The sequence below is a fragment of the Methylobacterium phyllosphaerae genome (genome assembly GCF_001936175.1).
GTDB classification, from domain to species: domain Bacteria; phylum Pseudomonadota; class Alphaproteobacteria; order Rhizobiales; family Beijerinckiaceae; genus Methylobacterium; species Methylobacterium fujisawaense.
This window is the reverse complement of record NZ_CP015367.1, coordinates 2,048,933-2,064,419: the sequence shown is the minus strand read 5'-3', so window position 1 is coordinate 2,064,419 and position 15,487 is coordinate 2,048,933. Positions and strand designations below refer to the sequence as shown.

At 70.2% G+C, this 15,487-nt stretch carries 12 protein-coding genes; 3 read left to right on the top strand and 9 right to left on the bottom strand.

Annotated elements, in window-relative coordinates; all coding sequences use genetic code 11:
• The first annotated feature begins 122 nt into the window (after positions 1-122).
• Entirely contained in the window at positions 123-1,385 is a 1,263-nt protein-coding gene (locus MCBMB27_RS09180; protein WP_075380261.1) for a hypothetical protein, read from the top strand.
• Positions 1,386-1,605: 220 nt separating this feature from the next.
• On the opposite strand, the gene speG is transcribed toward MCBMB27_RS09180, so the two are convergent.
• Genes speG through apaG form a run of 3 tightly spaced genes read right to left on the bottom strand, consistent with a single transcriptional unit; the run spans position 1,606 to position 3,768 of the window.
• Positions 1,606-2,175, bottom strand: coding sequence for a spermidine N1-acetyltransferase (gene speG / locus MCBMB27_RS09175; RefSeq protein WP_078946951.1), 570 nt, complete (start codon positions 2,173-2,175; stop codon positions 1,606-1,608).
• A complete protein-coding gene (gene argE, locus MCBMB27_RS09170; RefSeq protein ID WP_075380260.1) occupies positions 2,172-3,341 on the bottom strand; it encodes an acetylornithine deacetylase in 1,170 nt (389 codons plus the stop codon). The genes speG and argE overlap by 4 nt, the downstream gene beginning before the upstream one ends.
• A gap of 34 nt (positions 3,342-3,375) precedes the next feature.
• Positions 3,376-3,768, bottom strand: coding sequence for a Co2+/Mg2+ efflux protein ApaG (apaG, locus tag MCBMB27_RS09165; protein WP_043355208.1), 393 nt, complete (start codon positions 3,766-3,768; stop codon positions 3,376-3,378).
• Between the two features lie 275 nt (positions 3,769-4,043).
• Here apaG and MCBMB27_RS09160 point away from each other — a divergent pair, with 275 nt between their 5' ends.
• Both MCBMB27_RS09160 and MCBMB27_RS09155 read left to right on the top strand, forming a co-directional pair.
• Positions 4,044-5,168: a 2'-deoxycytidine 5'-triphosphate deaminase gene (locus MCBMB27_RS09160; RefSeq protein ID WP_043355214.1), complete on the top strand. Its 1,125-nt coding sequence runs from the start codon at positions 4,044-4,046 to the stop codon at positions 5,166-5,168.
• A gap of 35 nt (positions 5,169-5,203) precedes the next feature.
• On the top strand, positions 5,204-5,665 hold the full coding sequence (locus MCBMB27_RS09155) for an Lrp/AsnC family transcriptional regulator (RefSeq protein WP_012319278.1): 462 nt from the start codon (positions 5,204-5,206) through the stop codon (positions 5,663-5,665).
• Between the two features lie 22 nt (positions 5,666-5,687).
• Here MCBMB27_RS09155 and MCBMB27_RS09150 read toward each other — a convergent pair whose 3' ends face one another.
• The 6 genes from MCBMB27_RS09150 to MCBMB27_RS09125 form a co-directional block, all read right to left on the bottom strand.
• Complete coding sequence (locus MCBMB27_RS09150; protein WP_075380259.1) at positions 5,688-6,209, bottom strand: cysteine dioxygenase; 522 nt, start codon at positions 6,207-6,209, stop codon at positions 5,688-5,690.
• Positions 6,210-6,531: 322 nt separating this feature from the next.
• On the bottom strand, positions 6,532-7,257 hold the full coding sequence (gene pgl, locus MCBMB27_RS09145; protein WP_075380258.1) for a 6-phosphogluconolactonase: 726 nt from the start codon (positions 7,255-7,257) through the stop codon (positions 6,532-6,534).
• 65 nt (positions 7,258-7,322) lie between these two features.
• Positions 7,323-8,300 carry a phosphogluconate dehydrogenase (NAD(+)-dependent, decarboxylating) gene (gene gnd / locus MCBMB27_RS09140; RefSeq protein ID WP_075380257.1) on the bottom strand — a complete coding sequence of 326 codons (978 nt, stop codon included), beginning with the start codon at positions 8,298-8,300 and terminating at the stop codon, positions 7,323-7,325.
• A gap of 112 nt (positions 8,301-8,412) precedes the next feature.
• Positions 8,413-11,259: a bifunctional transaldolase/phosoglucose isomerase gene (locus tag MCBMB27_RS09135; RefSeq protein WP_075380256.1), complete on the bottom strand. Its 2,847-nt coding sequence runs from the start codon at positions 11,257-11,259 to the stop codon at positions 8,413-8,415.
• A 234-nt stretch (positions 11,260-11,493) separates the two neighbouring features.
• Positions 11,494-13,569: a transketolase gene (gene tkt, locus MCBMB27_RS09130; protein WP_075380255.1), complete on the bottom strand. Its 2,076-nt coding sequence runs from the start codon at positions 13,567-13,569 to the stop codon at positions 11,494-11,496.
• Positions 13,566-15,455 (bottom strand): glycoside hydrolase family 15 protein, encoded by a 1,890-nt coding sequence (locus tag MCBMB27_RS09125; protein WP_075380254.1) that lies wholly within the window; start codon positions 15,453-15,455, stop codon positions 13,566-13,568. The genes tkt and MCBMB27_RS09125 overlap by 4 nt, the downstream gene beginning before the upstream one ends.
• Positions 15,456-15,487: the final 32 nt, after the last annotated feature.

Genomic DNA, 15,487 nt, shown 5'->3' with positions numbered 1-15,487 from the left:
AAGCTTTTCCGCGCGAAACGCACGAAGTTCGGTATTCGTTGCGTGAATTTTTGGATCCTCCAGTCTGAACCGTTTCGCGACCTTCGACGTTGCGTGGCAGATTCAAGATTGGAGGTTTCGCCATGCGGAAGATGTCGATTGGTTTGGCTGCGCTGCTGATCAGCACCTCGGCCTATGCCCAGCAGGGTGGCGCCGAGATGGGCGGGCGTGGCGGTCAGGGGGCTGCCGAGTCCAGCATGAAGGCCGGCGGCGGCGAGCGCGGCGGGATGCAGGGTAGCGCGCAGGGTGGCGCGCAGGGCGACATGAAGGCCGGCCGCCAGGCGGGCTCCGAGCGCGGGGCCGCCGAGACGGGCCGGTCCGCGCAGGGCCGTGAGGCCGGCGGCGAGGGTCGCATGGCCCAGGACAAGGATCGGGCCGGTGCCGAGCGTGGCGGTCGGGATGGCGACCGCGCCGAGCGGAATGAGCGCGGCGATCGCACCGGCGACCGCGCCGAGCGCGGCGACCGGCACGGTGATCGACATGGCGACCGTCATGGCGAGCGGCGTGGCGACCGTGCTGATTTCCGCGGTCGGACGGATGTGAGCCGTACCGATGTCCGGTCCGAGCGCTTCGAAGGCGGCTTCCGCCGTGAGGGGCGCTACGTGTTCATCGGTGGCCGCCGCGTCGTGTACGGCTCCCCCGAGTATCGGCGCCTGATCGTCACCGAGAACCGTGGCCCGCGCGTCCGCTATGTCGTCATTCGCGGCCAGCGCGTCCTCTACGGTTCGCCCGAGTACCGTCGTCTCGTCAGCATCCGCGAGACCGGACCCCGCGCGCGCTACGTCGTCGTCCGCGGCCAGCGCGTCCTCTACGGTTCGCCCGAGTACCGTCGCCTCGTCTCGGTCCAGGAGGATCGCTTCGTGACGATCCGCGGTCAGCGGGTGCGCTACGGCTCCGCGGAATATCGCCGTCTCAGCGGCGGCGGCGCGGTCAGCGCGAGCTTCCGCTCCGAGCAGCGGGCCGGGGCGCGCTTCGACAACCGCGGCGGCCGGGACGGCATCCGCGACGTCTCGCGGACCGAGGGTCGCAACGACACCCGGACGGACCGCAACGACCGCGGCCAGGATCGCGGCATGGATCGGGCCGCCGGTCGGGACGGCAAGATGGACGGCAAGACGGGCGGCAAGACGGACGGCATGCGCAACAGCGACATGCGCGGCGGCCAGCAGGACGGCATCCGCAACGCGTCGGATCGCGGCGGCCAGGCGGGCGGCATGAAGTCCGGCGCCGAAGGCGGCCGGATGGGCGGCGCCGAGCGTGGCGGCATGAACGGCGGCAAGGCCGGCATGGATGGTGCGCAGGGTGCCGGCCGGTCGGGCGGTCAGGCGGGTGCCGGCCGCAACTGACGCGACGATCAGGGGGAGGAGCCGTGGCGCTCCTCCCCCCTTCTGTGTCAGTCGACGGCCTCGCGCCCCGTCTCAGGACGCGGAGCGAGGCCGGTCGGTGAACATCCGCCGTGCGGCATCGCGGAGCCCGGACGTGCGGGATTGACTCGGCGACAATGTTCGACGGCGTCGCGGCTGATGCGAGGGGCTGCCTCGCCCCCAGCCCTCCGGCCGAACGGTCTCACGCCTTCAGGACGGGCTCCGCGATGTCGCCGCCACCGCCGCGGGCCCTGAGATATTCGGGCTGGAACAGGCACATCCGCACGGCGTCGCGGTAGCGCCCGTTCACGAAGAACTCGTCCTTGAGCACGCCCTCGGGATGGAAGCCGCAGCGCTCGTAGATCCGCACGGCCCGGGCATTGTCCCGGTCGACGTGCAGGTAGAGCTTGTGGATGTTGAGCACGCTGAAGGCGTAATCCATGGCGATCCGGGTGGCCTGCCACGCGTAGCCGCGCCCCTGGAAGCTCGGATGGATCGCGATCTGGAACTCGCAGCGCCGGTGCAGGTGGTTGATCTCGACCAGCTCGATCAGTCCGGCCGGTTCTCCGCTCGGATCGGCGACGATGAAACGGCGCTCGGTCTGATTGTGGATGTTGCGCTCGTAGAGCTGCTGGAGTTCGGCGAAGGACTCGTAGGCCTCCTCGAACCAGTAGCGCATGATGCTGTCGTTGTTGTTGAGCTGGTGGACGAAACGCAGGTCCTCCCGCTCCAGCGGTCGCAGCTTGATGGTGATTCCGCTCATCGCGTTCATGACGCACACGCCTCGATCAGGTTGCGCAGGAACCGCTCACCCTGGCCGAGGGCGTCGAGGGTGATGAACTCGTCGGGCTGGTGCGCCTGGGCGATGTCGCCGGGGCCGCAGACCACCGTCGGGAGGCCCGCCGCCTGGAACCGTCCGGCCTCGGTGGCGTAGGGGACGGCGACGGTATGGTTGCGTCCGGCGAGACGCAGGCAGAGCCGCTCGGCCTCCGAGCCCGGCTCGGGGGCCAAGCCCGGGATGTCCACCTCTTCAAGGGTCTCGATCCGCCCATACGCGCCGTAGCGGTTCAGGCGCTCGCGGGTGATCCGATCGACCTCCTGGGCGAAGAGGCGCGGAATTTCGGCCGGGTCGAGATCCGGGAGGCCGCGATACTCCCAGAGGAAGCGGCACTCCTTGGCCAGGATGTTCCGGGCGGTCCCGCCTTGGATCGTCCCCACATGGACCGTGGTCGAGGCCGGGTCGAACCGCCCGGACGAGTCGCCACGCTCGATCATCAGATCGGCGATCCGGTTGAGGCCGGCGACGAGATCGCAGGCGGCCGAGACGGCGTTCGCCCCGAGGGCGGGACGGGCCGAATGGGCCTCATGGCCGTGAACCGTGGTGAGGCAGGTTACGATGCTCTTGTGGGCGTCCGCCACCTCCATGCCGGTGGGCTCGCCGACGATCACCGCGGCGGGCCGCGGCAGGTCGGCGCCGAACCGCGCGATCCCGTCCATGGATCCGAGACAGGTCGTCTCCTCATCGTAGGAGAGCAGGATGTGGATCGGCCGCTTCAGGCCGGCGGCGAGCATGTCGGGCACCAGGGCCAGGGCCAGCGCGTCGAAACCCTTCATGTCGACCGCGCCCCGCCCGTAGGCCCGGCCGTCGGCAAGGCGCAGCGTGAACGGGTCGCTGGTCCAGGCCTGCCCCGTCACCGGCACCACGTCGGTATGTCCGGACAGGACGACGCCGCCATCGACCATCGGCCCGATCGTGGCGAGGACGGCCGCCTTGTCGCCCCCAGGGTTCGGCAGATGCAGATACGGGACGTTCCAGCCGCCCAGATAATCGCAGACGGCCTCGATCAGCGGGAGGTTGGACTTGTCGCTCTCCGTGTCGAAGGACACGAGGCGGGCGAGCATGTCGAGCGGGCTGAGCCGCTCGCCGGTCGCGGACATGGATTCCTCCGGGGCGAGGCCCCGGGCCGGGACCTCAGTGCAGGCTGCGGCGGACGTGCGGGCTGTCGAGGGAGAAGGCGGGGATCTCGGCCTCGAAGCTCTCGCCGGCCACCGTCGCCATGGTGTAGCTGCCGGCCATCAACCCGTCGGGCGTGTTGAGGGGACAGCCGCTGGTGTAGCAGAAGGACTCGCCCGGCTCCAGCACGGGCTGCTTCCCGACCACGCCGGTGCCGCGCACCTCCTGGCAGGCGCCGTGGCCGTCGATGATGCGCCAATGCCGCGAGCGCAGCTGAACCTGCTCGCTGCCGTTGTTCACGATCTCGACCGTGTAGGCGAAGAAGTAACGGCTCTCATTCGGCGAGGATTCCTCCTCGACGAAGCGAGATTGCACGGTCACACTAATTCCCCGCGTCTCGGCCTTGTACATCGCCCTATTTGGCCCTTCTTCGGACTGTGCGATTCGCAGAAGCCGAAAGGAACGCGCTTCCTGGCCGGTCGTAGTAGGCGGCGGAATCGCCGTCAATTGCGGCGGACTACCTCGCGTCGTCCCGATCCCGGCCGCGGGCCGGGCGCCGCGACCGGCCGGGTCGCGGCGCCGACATGACGCGGCCCTCGGAAGCGGTTAAGCCCGCGTTAGCGGGTCCCGGCCGACAACGCTCGCCGACGCGGACCTGCCGGGCGCGCGAAGGAGTCATGGGCGCGATGAACGCGGGCGCAGCCACGGGAGCCGCCGATTCGGGCGCGGATGGCCGGTCCGGCATTCTGCCGGCCCAGGCGATCGCCGCCCTGGCCAGGGCGGGCGGGATCCGCGCCGCGACGCCCTTCGCGCCCGACCAGATCCAGCCCGCGAGCCTCGACCTGCGCCTGGGCGCCAAGGCCTACCGGGTGCGGACGAGCTTCCTGCCGGGCTCCGGCCGGACGGTCCAGGCCTGCGTCGACCGGCTGTCGCTGCACGCCGTCGACCTGCGACCGGGTGCCGTCCTGGAGACGGGCTGCGTCTACATCGCCGAGTTGCAGGAGAGCCTCGCCTTGCCGGGCGACCTCGCGGCGGCGGCCAACCCCAAAAGTTCGACCGGGCGCATCGACGTCTTCACCCGGGTCATCACCGACCGGGGCGAGGCCTTCGATCAGGTGGAGCCCGGCTATGACGGGCCGCTCTACGCGGAGATCTCGCCGCGCACCTTCCCGGTCCTCGTGCGGACTGGCTCGCGCCTGTCGCAGATCCGCTTCCGCCGCGGGGCGCCACGGCTGACCGAGGCCGAGCTCGGCCTGCTCCATGCCCGCTCGGCGCTGGTCGACGTGGGCAGTCCGTCCCTTCAGGGCGGTGTGGCGGTCTCGGTGGACCTCTCCGGCTTCGACGGCCTCGTCGGCTATCGGGCGAAGCGCCATACCGGCCTCGTGGACGTGGACGCCCCCGGCCGTCATCGCGCCGCGGATTTCTGGGAGCCCCTGGCGGCCGACGGATCGGGCAGCCTGATCCTCGATCCCGGGCAATTCTACATCCTGGCCTCCAAGGAAGCGGTCCAGGTGCCGCCGGACCATGCCGCCGAGATGGTGCCGTTCGATCCGCTGGTGGGCGAGTTCCGGGTCCACTACGCCGGCTTCTTCGATCCGGGCTTCGGCTATGCCGGAGCCGGCGGGGAGGGGGCGCGGGCCGTCCTGGAAGTCCGCTCCCGCGACGTGCCGTTCCTGCTGGAGGACGGGCAGATCGTCGGCCGCCTCGTCTACGAGCGCATGCTCGACCTCCCGGAGACGCTCTACGGGGCGGGGGCGGGGTCGAACTACCAGGCCCAGGGCCTGAAGCTCTCGAAGCACTTCGCGTTGTAAACCGGCCCGGAGCCGTCGACGGGAGCATCGTTCGCATGGACGCGGTGGACCGGAAGATCCTGGACCTCCTCCAGCAGGACGCGACCCTCCCGGTGGCCGAACTCGCCGAGCAGGTCGGGATCAGCGCGGCTCCCTGCTGGCGCCGGGTGAAGAAGCTGGAGGCCTCCGGCGTGATCCGGCGCCGGGTCGCCCTGGTGGATCGCCGCAAGGTCAACGTCCCCACCACGGTGTTCGTGGCCGTGAAGGCGCCCCGTCACGCCGCCGACTGGTCCGACGCGTTCCGGCGGGTCGTCGCCGGCTTCCCGGAGATCGTCGAGGCGTGGCGCCTGACCGGCGAGATCGACTACCTTTTGCGGATCGTGGTGCCGGACATCGAGGCCTACGACGCAGTCTACCAGCGCCTCATCGCCAAGCTCGACTTCTCGAACTTGTCCTCCTCCATCGCCATGGAGGAGATGAAGTACACGACCGCGGTCCCGACGATCTACGTGGCGTGACGCGGTCGCTCCGCGGCGCGACTCAGCCCGCCGCGACCGCGTAGGTCCGGTGGATCGACGAATCCTGCGCCCGGTGGTCGTAGCCGTAGACGTGGATCGAGACGGCCGCGTCCGGCCCGTCATTGGCGATCCGGTGCAGGTTCGGTCCCGACGGCATCATGCAGGCGACGAAGCCGGGCTCGCGGACGACGTCCTGCGTCGCCACCGCGTGGGTCTCGCTGATCGGGCGGTACCACGTTTCCCGCAGCCGGCCGCGCAGCAGGCCGAAGCAGCACGAGCAGTGATGGTCGTGGACCGGCGTCACCGCGCCCGGCGCCCACACCATCGCCCAGACGCTGATCGCCTCGGTGCCGAACAGCAGATTGCGGCTCAGGCCCGGACCGCGACCGACGAGCCGCGACGGGTCGAGGAGATCCGGCTGGGTCAGGATGCGGACCAGCGTGGCCCGGGCCGCGGCCAGATAGGCCTCCGGCGAGCGGCCCGCGGAACGGGCGAGGCTCGCCATCATCGCCTCGACATCGGTCGGGATGGTCGTCTGCGGCATCGGCGGGTCTCCTTCGGCGCCCTTCACGCGGCGCCCTTCACGAGGCTGCGCGAAGCGTACCGCAGGCCCGACGGCGCGGGGTTGCGTTCTTGACCGCGATGTCGCCCGAGCGAGCAATGGGATTGCGCCATTCGGCGATCGGACGAAATCCCGTTGCGCGCCCTCCGCTATCCCGGCGAAGCCGATGCCGTCGTGACGGAACCGGGCGTGCCGTCGGCGAACGTCCGGCCGTCCCGACGCCATAGCTCTCCGGGGATCGGTTCCTGCCGGGAAAAGGCGGCGGATGAGCCCGCGATGCCGCCGGCGAGAACCACCGAGGGTGTCAGCCGGCCGCGGCCTCGTCGAGCAGCCACGCCACGGCGCCCGTGCTGGTCACACGGCCGGCGGGCAGGCTCTCGCCCGCGGCGAGCCGGGCGAGGGGCGCCCGCTTGCCGGCGCCGGTGACCAGAAACAGCACGTGTCGCGAGGAGGCGAGCGCCGGCAGCGTCAGGCTGATCCGCGGGACGAACGGCTCCAGGCCGGCCTCGGGCACGGGGACGACGAGCCGCCGGGCCTCGTCGGCGGCAGGCGTGCCGGGAAACAGCGAGGCGGTGTGCCCGTCCTCGCCGAGGCCGAGCAGAACGAGATCGAACAGCGGCCTCGCCGGATCGAGGCGCTCGGCGCCGTAGAAGTCGAGAAGCGTCCGCTCATAGGCGCGGGCGCCCGCGTCCGGGCCTGCGTCGGACGGGATGAAGTGGAGGTGCGTCGGCGGGATCGGGGCACCGTGCCCGAACGCCTCCCGGACCATCCGGACATTGCTGCGCGGGTCGTCCCACGGCACCGCGCGATCATCCCCGAAGAACCAGTGGATTCGCGCCCAGGGCAGCCTGGTCGCGTAGTCCGGCCCCGAGAGCAGGCCGTACAGCACCTTGGGCGTCGAACCGCCCGAGAGGCAGATCGCGATCCGCTCGGACCGGCTCTCGCCGCAGGCCTCGATGAGCCGCTCGGCCGCCGCGCGGGCGACCGCCTCCGGATCCTTCAGGATGTGGCTTCCGACGGGAAGGCTCATGGGTGACGGCCCTGCGGCTTCGGGGGTCGGACGGGTCGGTCTGCGGGCGGCCCGAGGCGGCCGGCTCAGCCCTTCGGCTCCTGGTGGCCGCCGAAGCCCTTGCGCATCGCCGAGAGCAGCTTGTCGGCGTAGCTCGCGTGCTCCCGGGAGCGGAAGCGGCGGTAGAGGGCGGCGGAGAGCACCGTCGCCGGGACGCCTTCCTCGACGGCGGCGTTGATGGTCCAGCGGCCCTCGCCCGAATCCTCCACGTAGCCGGAGAAGTCGGTGAGCTGCTCGTCGCCCGCCAGCGCCTGGGCGGTCAGGTCGAGGAGCCACGACGAGACGACGCTGCCGCGCCGCCAGACCTCGGCGATGTCGCCCATGTTCAGGTCGAAGCGGCGCTCGGCCGGCAGCTCCTGGGCATTGGCGTGGCGGAGGATGTCGAAACCCTCGGCATAGGCCTGCATCAGCCCGTACTCGATGCCGTTATGGACCATCTTGACGAAGTGGCCGGCACCGGTCGGCCCGGCATGGATGTAGCCCTGCTCGGCGCGCGGGTCGCGCCCCTCGCGGTTCGGCGTCTTGGGGATGTCGCCGACGCCCGGCGCCAGGGTCTTGAAGATCGGGTCGAGGCGGTCGACGGTCTCCGTGTCGCCGCCGATCATCATGCAGTAGCCGCGCTCCAGGCCCCAGACGCCGCCCGAGGTGCCGACATCCACGTAGTGCAGGCCCTTCTCCTTCAGAGCGAGCCCACGGCGGACATCGTCACCGTAGAAGGAATTGCCGCCGTCGATGACGCAGTCGCCCGCCTGCATCAGGCCCGACAGCGTCTGGACCGCCTGCTCGGTGATCGCGCCGGCCGGCAACATCACCCAGGCCGCGCGCGGCACCTCCAGCTTGGAGACCAGATCCTCCAGGCTCGATGCGCCGACCGCGCCGGCCTCCACCAGCGCCGCGACGGCCTCCGGGTTCTGGTCGAACACCACGGCCGTGTGTCCGCCGCGCAGGAGACGCCGGACGATGTTGCCGCCCATCCGGCCGAGGCCGATCATGCCGAGTTGCATTGCCGTCATCTCCTCGGGGGTTTTCCTCCCCCGTGCGGGGAGGGGTCAGGGGGTGGGGGTGGTGCAGACGGGACCGCTGAGCCTCATCGGGAATCGCCCCCACCTCCGGCGCCTACGCCACGGCGGCCTTGAGGGCCGCCGCGATGCGCTTCAGCCCGGCCTCGAGGTCGCCCTTGATGTGGACCCGCAGCGCCCGCCGGCCCCGCTCGGCCAGCACGGCGAAATCACCCCGCGCCTGCGCGGCCACGACGGTGGCGAAGCCGAGGGAGCGGCCCGGGATCGGCAGGTCCTGCGACGGATCCGCGGTGATCTGCAGGAACACGCCGGTATCCGGGCCGCCCTTGTAGGCCTGACCGGTGGAGTGCAGGAACCGGGGCCCGAACTCCAGGCAGGTCGCCACCTTGCGGGTGTCGCGCACGGCGATCCGTGCCTCCTGGAGGATGCCGGCGGCCTCGGCGTTGCGTGGCACGTAGGCGAGCAACCCGAGGTAATCGCCGTCCTTCAGCCGGGCGATCTGCGCCTTGAGCGCAGGCTCCAGGCCGTCGGTCGCCTGCTTCAAACCGTCCGCGTTCTGCGGGTCGGCGTAGAGGGCGATCGCATCATCCGAGAAGAGCGGCGTCTCCGCGGGGAGGGCGCCGCTCGCCTCGGCCTCGGCGAACAGCTTCTTGGTCTCGACCTTGCTGGCCTCGACGTCGGGCTGGTCGAACGGGTTGATGCCGATCACCGCGCCGGCCACGGCGGTGGCCATCTCCAGCCGGTAGAATTCCTGCGGCAGCTGCTCGACCGAATCGAGGGTGATGCGGGCGATCGGGTGGCCGTCCCGCTCCAGGGCCCGCAGGGCCTCGTCCTGCGCGGCCTCGGCGTTGCCGTCGAGGCGGAGATAGATGAAGAACCGATCGTGCCCGTAGACCGCCGGAACGCCCACCGGCTCGCCGTCCACGGGAACCAAGCCCTTGCCCCGCTTGCCGGTCGATTCCGCGATCAGCTGTTCGGCCCAGGCGCCGAAGCTCGCGATCGCCGGGGAGGCGACGATCGTCACCTTGTCGCGGCCGGCCAGCGCCGCCGCGCCCATGGCGGTCCCGAGCAGCACGCCCGGGTTCTGGGCCGGAGGCACCGCCGGGCCGCAGGAACGGACCATGATGCGGGCCGTCTCCAGAAGCGCCTTGACGTCGAGGCCCATGGCGGCCGCCGGCACGAGGCCAAAGGCCGAGAGCACCGAGTAGCGCCCGCCGATCTGCTTCACGCCGTAGAAGATGCGCTTGAACCCGTCCGCCTTCGCGGCCCGCTCCATGTCGGAGCCGGGGTCGGTGACGGCCACGAAGTGGTCGCCGGCCCGGTCGCCGAGCACGTCCTTGGCGCGCGCCAGGAAGTAGTCGCGGAAGACGTTGGGCTCCAGCGTCGAGCCGGATTTCGACGCGACGATGAACAGCGTCTTCGCCAGATCGATGCTCGCTTCCAGGGCGCGCACCTGATCCGGGTGGGTCGAGTCGAGGATCTGAAGCTTCGGGAAGCCTTCGCGCTGGCCGTAGGTCAGGCTCAGAACCTCCGGGCCGAGGCTCGATCCGCCCATGCCCAACACGACGACGTCGGTGAAGCCTTCCGCCTTCACCCAGTCCGAGAAAGCCGCGTAGTCGGCGGCCTTCTCCAGTTCCTCCTCGACGATGTGCAGCCAGCCGAGCCAGTTCGCCTCGTCATGGCCGGACCAGACCGAGGCGTCACCCGCCCAGAGCCGACGGATCGAGCCGCTCGCGCGCCAGGATTCGACGGTCTTCTTGGCCTCGGCCGCGAGGGTGTCGTCCATAACGAGGCTCTGGCCATCCAGCCGATGCCCCAGGAGCGCGGTGCGCTTGCCCGCCACGGCGCCGAGCAGGTTGTCGGCGGCGTCGATGAAGAGCTGCACGCCCTCCTTCACCAGCTGCTCGGCGACGGCCTCGATGTCGATGCCGGACCGCGCGAGCTTGGCCATCACGGCCTCGGCGCCGGGCACGTCCTCCTCGATCGTCGCCCGCACCACGCCGTGGTCGCGGAACGCGTCCATGGTGGCGGGCGGCATGGTGTTGACGGTGTTCGGCCCGATCAGCTCCTCGACGTAGAGGACGTCCGAATAGGCCTTGTTCTTCGTGCCGGTGGAGGCCCAGAGCAGGCGCTGCGCCTTGGCGCCCTTCTCGGCCAGGGCCGTCCACTTGGACTCCGCGAAGATCCGCTTGTAGCGCTGGTAGGCGAGCTTGGCGTTGGCGATCGCCACCTTCCCCTTCAGCTGCTCCAGGGCGAATTTCTCGTCGGGATCGTTGGCCTCGGCGATCTTCTCGTCGAGGCGCTTGTCGACCAGGACGTCGATGCGGCTGATGAAGAAGCTCGCCACGCTGGCGACCTTCGAGACGTCGTGGCCGGCCTTCGCGCGCGCGTCCAGCCCGTCGATGAAGGCGCGGGCCACGGCCTCGTAGGCCTCCTGCGAGAACAGGAGGGTGACGTTGATCGAGATGCCCTCGCTGGTGAGCTGCCGGATCGCCGGGATACCCTCCGGTGTGGCCGGCACCTTCACCATCAGGTTGTCGCGGGCGACCGCCTTGTGCAGGCGCCGGGCTTCGGCCAGCGTCTCCTCGGTGTCGAGGGCGAGGTAGGGCGACACCTCCAGGCTGACATAGCCGTCGGCCCCGTCGCTCGCCTCGTAGACCGGGCGGAGCACGTCGGCGGCCGCCTGGATGTCGGCGATGGCGAGACCCTCGTAGAGGTCGATGACGCGGCTGTCCCCGGTCACCTGAACGGCCTTCAGGCTGTCGTCGTACTCGTCCGAGTGCCCGATCGCCTTCTCGAAGATCGACGGGTTGGAGGTGACGCCGCGCAGGCCGTCGCGCTCGACGAGCTGCTTCAGTTCGCCTTTCTGGATGAAGCCGCGGGCCACGAAGTCGAGCCAGACCGCCTGATCCTGTTCGTCGTGCAGGGCCTTGAGCGCGTTCATGTCGGTTCCTCGTCTCGCGTGCCGCTACTTGCCGGGCGCTCTCCCTCCCCCCTCTGCGGGGGAGGGTGGCCCTCGCGTCAGCGAGGGTCGGGAGAGGGGGACCCGGGTACAGGGAAGGACGCGGCCTTCATATAAGGACGGCACCGTCCTGTGCACCGTCGCCCCCCTCTCCCGACCCCCTTCGGGGCCTCCCTCCCCCCGCAGAGGGGGGAGGGAGGCGTCGCGCATCAGCTGTTACCGCTTATGCTTGGCCATCTGCGCCTTCGCGGCCTCCAGGACCTTGTCGGGGGTAAAGCCGAATTTGGTCTGGAGATCCTTGATCGGCGCCGAGGCGCCGAAGGTGTGCATGCCGATGATCGCGCCCTCGGAGCCGGCGTAGCGGTCCCAGCCGATGACGCTGCCCTGCTCGACGGCCACCCGTGCCTTGACGGCGGGCGGCAGCACCGAGTCGCGGTAGGCCTGATCCTGCCGCTCGAACAGGTCCCAGGACGGCATCGACACCACCCGGGCCTTCACGCCCTCGGCCTTCAGCGCCTCGTAGGCGCCGACGCAGAGCTGCACCTCGGAACCCGAGCCCAGCAGGATGACGTCGGGCGTGCCGTCGCAATCGGCGAGCACGTAGCCGCCCTTGGCGGTGCCGGAGGCCGCGCCGTACCGGGTCCGGTCGAGGGTCGGCAGCGGCTGGCGGGAGAGCGCGAGCACGGCCGGCTGGTTCCTCAGCGAGAAGATCACCCGGTAGGCCTCGGCCACTTCGTTGGCATCGGCCGGGCGCAGGGTCACGAGGCCCGGGATGCAGCGCAGCGACAGCAGCTGCTCGACGGGCTGGTGGGTCGGCCCGTCCTCGCCCACGCCGATCGAATCGTGCGTGAAGATGTGGAAGACCGGCAGCTCCATCAGGGCGGCGAGACGGATCGGCGGGCGCATGTAGTCGGCGAAGACCAGGAAGGTCGCGCCGTAGGCCCGCAGACCCGACAGGCCGAGGCCGTTCACGATCGAGCCCATGGCGTGTTCGCGGACGCCGAAATGCAGGTTGCGGCCGCCCGGCGAGAACGGGCCGAACGAGCCCGCGCCCTCGAAGGTCAGGTTCGACTTGTTGGACGGCGCCAGATCCGCCGAGCCGCCGAGCAGGAACGGCACGTGCTGGGCGATGGCGTTCAGCACCTTGCCGGAGGATTCCCGGGTGGCGAGGCCCTTGGCGTCGGCCTCGAAGACCGGGATGTCCTTGTCCCAGCCGTGCGGCAGCCGGCCTTCCAGGAAGGCGTTCAGGTCCTCGGCGTGGGCGGCATCCGCCGCCTTGGCCTGGCTCAGCAGGCCCTGCCACGCGTCGTAGAGGCCGGCGCCGCGCTTGCCGATCCCATCGCGGAAATTCTCGCGGACGCCGTCCGGGACGAGGAACTGCGCGTCCTCCGGCCAGCCGTAGGCGCGCTTGGCCCCCTTGACCTCGTCTTCGCCCAGCGCGTCCGAGTGGGCCTTGGACGTGCCCTGCTTCTTCGGCGCCCCGTAGCCGATCACCGACTTGACGATGATCAGGGTCGGCCGGTCGTTGGTGGCGAGGAAAGTCTCGATCGAGCCGGCGAGCGCGTGCACGTCGTTGGCGTCCGCAACGCGCAGAACCTGCCAGCCGTAAGCGAGGAACCGGGTGGCCACCTCCTCGCCGAAGGCCAGCTCGGTGTGGCCCTCGATGGTGATGGTGTTGTCGTCGTAGATCCAGCAGAGGTTCGCGAGCCGGAGGTGGCCGGCGAGGGACGCAGCCTCCGAGGCCACGCCCTCCATCAGGTCGCCGTCCGAGCACATCGCGTAGACGTTGTAGTCGAAGAGCGGCAGGTTCGGCCTGTTCAGGTGCTGGCCGAGGAAGCGGCTGCCCATGGCCATGCCGACCGAGTTGGCCACACCCTGGCCGAGCGGGCCGGTGGTGGTCTCGACGCCAGCGGTGAAGTGGTACTCGGGATGGCCCGGGGTCCGGCTGTCCAGCTGGCGGAACTTCTTGATGTCGTCCAGCGACACCGCCGGCGCGTTGCCGCCGTCGCTCTGCGCGACGCCCGCGAGATGCAGCAGCCCGTAGAGCAGCATCGAGGCGTGGCCGCAGGACAGCACGAAGCGGTCGCGGTTCGGCCAGTGCGGATGGGCCGGGTCGTAGCGCAGGTAGCGGTTCCACAGGGTGTAGGCGACCGGCGCCAGCGCCATGGGCGCACCGGCATGGCCGGAATTGGCCTTCTGCACCGCGTCGATCGCGAGCGTCCGGATCGTGTTGATGCTGAGCGTATCGATCTCAGCGAGGTCCGCCTTGGCGGGAGTGTCAGCACCGCTCATGATGTCGCGTCTTCCAGTTCGCCTCGCGCGGTCCGTTTCGCGGCTTCGCGCTGCCGTAGGACGGCGGGAGGGGCTCCGTTGGCCTTACCACCCTGCCGATCCGCCGGCCCTTCGCCGCGCGTATAGCTGAGCAGCGTGTTGACGAGCGCGACGTGCGTGAACGCCTGAGGGAAGTTACCCACAAGACGCTTGGCTTGCACGTCGTATTCCTCGCTGACCAGGCCGAGATCGGTGCAGATGCCGATCAGGCGCTCGATCAGCACCCCCGCTTCGTCGCGGCGCCCCAGGCCGATGAGGTTGTCGGCGTACCAGAAGGTGCAGGGCAGGAAAGCCCCCTCGCTGCCCGTCAGGCCGTCGGTCATCTGGCCCTCGGTCTCGTAGCGGAGGATGAACCCGTCCCGCATCAGCCCCTTGCCGATCGCGTCGACGGTGCCGATCACCCGGGGGTCGTCCTGCGGCAGGAAGCCGGTATGGGCGATGAGCAGCAGGCTCGCATCCAGCGCCTTCGAGCCATAGGACTGGACGAAGCTGTTGAGCGCGGGGTCGAAGCCCTTGGCGCAGACCTCGGCGTGGATCTCGTCCTTGATGGCGCGCCAGCGCTTGGCATGTTCCTCGGTGGCGCCCGATTCGTGCATCTCGTGCATGCGCAGGGCCCGGTCGAACGCCACCCAGGCCATGACCTTGGAATGGGTGAAGTGGCGCCGCCCGCCGCGCACCTCCCAGATCCCCTCGTCGGGCTCGCGCCATGCCTGTTCCAGGTGGCCGAGGATCGCGAGGCCGACCCGCAGGCCGTCCTGGCTCACCGGCAATCCGCGGGCGTGAGCCTGATAGAGCGCGTCGAACAGCTCGCCGTAGACGTCGATCTGGAACTGGCTGGCGGCGGCGTTGCCGATTCGCACGGGCCTCGAATTCTCGTAGCCCGGCAGCCAGTCGAGCTCGATCTCGGGCAAAAGCCGCTCGCCGCCGATCCCGTAGAGGATGTGCGCCTGCTCGGGATTGCCGGCCACGGCCCGAAGCAGCCAGCCCAGCCAGTCTCGGGCCTCGTCGATATAGCCCGCATCCATCAGGGCGATCAGGGTCAGGGTCGAGTCGCGCAGCCAGCAGAACCGGTAATCCCAGTTGCGGATCCCGCCGAGCCCCTCCGGTAGGGACGCCGTGGGCGCCGCCACGATGCCGCCGGTGGGTTCGTAGATCAGCGCCTTGAGGGTCAGCAGGGAGCGCTGGAGCATCCGGTCCCAGGGGGCGCCGCCCGCGCAGCGGCACGCCCAATCCCGCCAGTGCTGATCCGTGGCTTCGAGAACCTTGCGCGGCTCGATCGGGGGCGGATCGTCCTCGTGGGAGGCCCCGTAGCTCAGGACGAACCGGTGCTGGTCGCCGGCATGGACCGTGAACTCGGCCACGGTGGTCTGCGCCTCCGATCCCTTGAGATGGACGTCGGAGCGCAGCACGACTTTGTGCGGTCCCGAGACGGCGCGCAGGTCGCCCAGCTCGGAGCGCGACACCCAGGGCACGGCCGAGCCGTAATCGAACCGGACCGCCATCTCCATCCGCATGGCGACCCGCCCGTGCACGCCCTCGACGAGGCGCACGAGATGCGATCCGTCGCCGACGGGCATGAAATCCGTGACCAGGACCTCGCCGAGCCGCGTGGTGTGCCGCGTCTCCAGGACGAGGCTGCCCGGGCGGTAGGACCACCGGGTCTCGACGTGCTCCGCCTCGGGGAAGATCTTCCAGAAGCCATGCGCCTCGGTGCCCAGCAGGCTGGTGAACAGGGCGGCCGCGTCGAAGCGCGGCCAGCACAACCAATCGACGCTGCCCTGCCGGCTGATCAGCGCGGCGCTGCGGCAATCCCCGACGAGCGCGTAATCCTCGATGCGTGCAGCCATCCGGCCCCGGCTCCGGTCCGCGGACGGAAGCT

What these genes read in the sequence shown, in the direction of transcription:
- MCBMB27_RS09180 (WP_075380261.1), top strand. Translation starts at nt 123, where the DNA reads ATGCGGAAGATGTCGATTGGTTTGGCTGCGCTGCTGATCAGCACCTCG.
- speG (WP_078946951.1), bottom strand. Translation starts at nt 2,175, where the DNA reads ATGAACGCGATGAGCGGAATCACCATCAAGCTGCGACCGCTGGAGCGG.
- argE (WP_075380260.1), bottom strand. Translation starts at nt 3,341, where the DNA reads ATGTCCGCGACCGGCGAGCGGCTCAGCCCGCTCGACATGCTCGCCCGC.
- apaG (WP_043355208.1), bottom strand. Translation starts at nt 3,768, where the DNA reads ATGTACAAGGCCGAGACGCGGGGAATTAGTGTGACCGTGCAATCTCGC.
- MCBMB27_RS09160 (WP_043355214.1), top strand. Translation starts at nt 4,044, where the DNA reads ATGAACGCGGGCGCAGCCACGGGAGCCGCCGATTCGGGCGCGGATGGC.
- MCBMB27_RS09155 (WP_012319278.1), top strand. Translation starts at nt 5,204, where the DNA reads ATGGACGCGGTGGACCGGAAGATCCTGGACCTCCTCCAGCAGGACGCG.
- MCBMB27_RS09150 (WP_075380259.1), bottom strand. Translation starts at nt 6,209, where the DNA reads ATGCCGCAGACGACCATCCCGACCGATGTCGAGGCGATGATGGCGAGC.
- pgl (WP_075380258.1), bottom strand. Translation starts at nt 7,257, where the DNA reads ATGAGCCTTCCCGTCGGAAGCCACATCCTGAAGGATCCGGAGGCGGTC.
- gnd (WP_075380257.1), bottom strand. Translation starts at nt 8,300, where the DNA reads ATGCAACTCGGCATGATCGGCCTCGGCCGGATGGGCGGCAACATCGTC.
- MCBMB27_RS09135 (WP_075380256.1), bottom strand. Translation starts at nt 11,259, where the DNA reads ATGAACGCGCTCAAGGCCCTGCACGACGAACAGGATCAGGCGGTCTGG.
- tkt (WP_075380255.1), bottom strand. Translation starts at nt 13,569, where the DNA reads ATGAGCGGTGCTGACACTCCCGCCAAGGCGGACCTCGCTGAGATCGAT.
- MCBMB27_RS09125 (WP_075380254.1), bottom strand. Translation starts at nt 15,455, where the DNA reads ATGGCTGCACGCATCGAGGATTACGCGCTCGTCGGGGATTGCCGCAGC.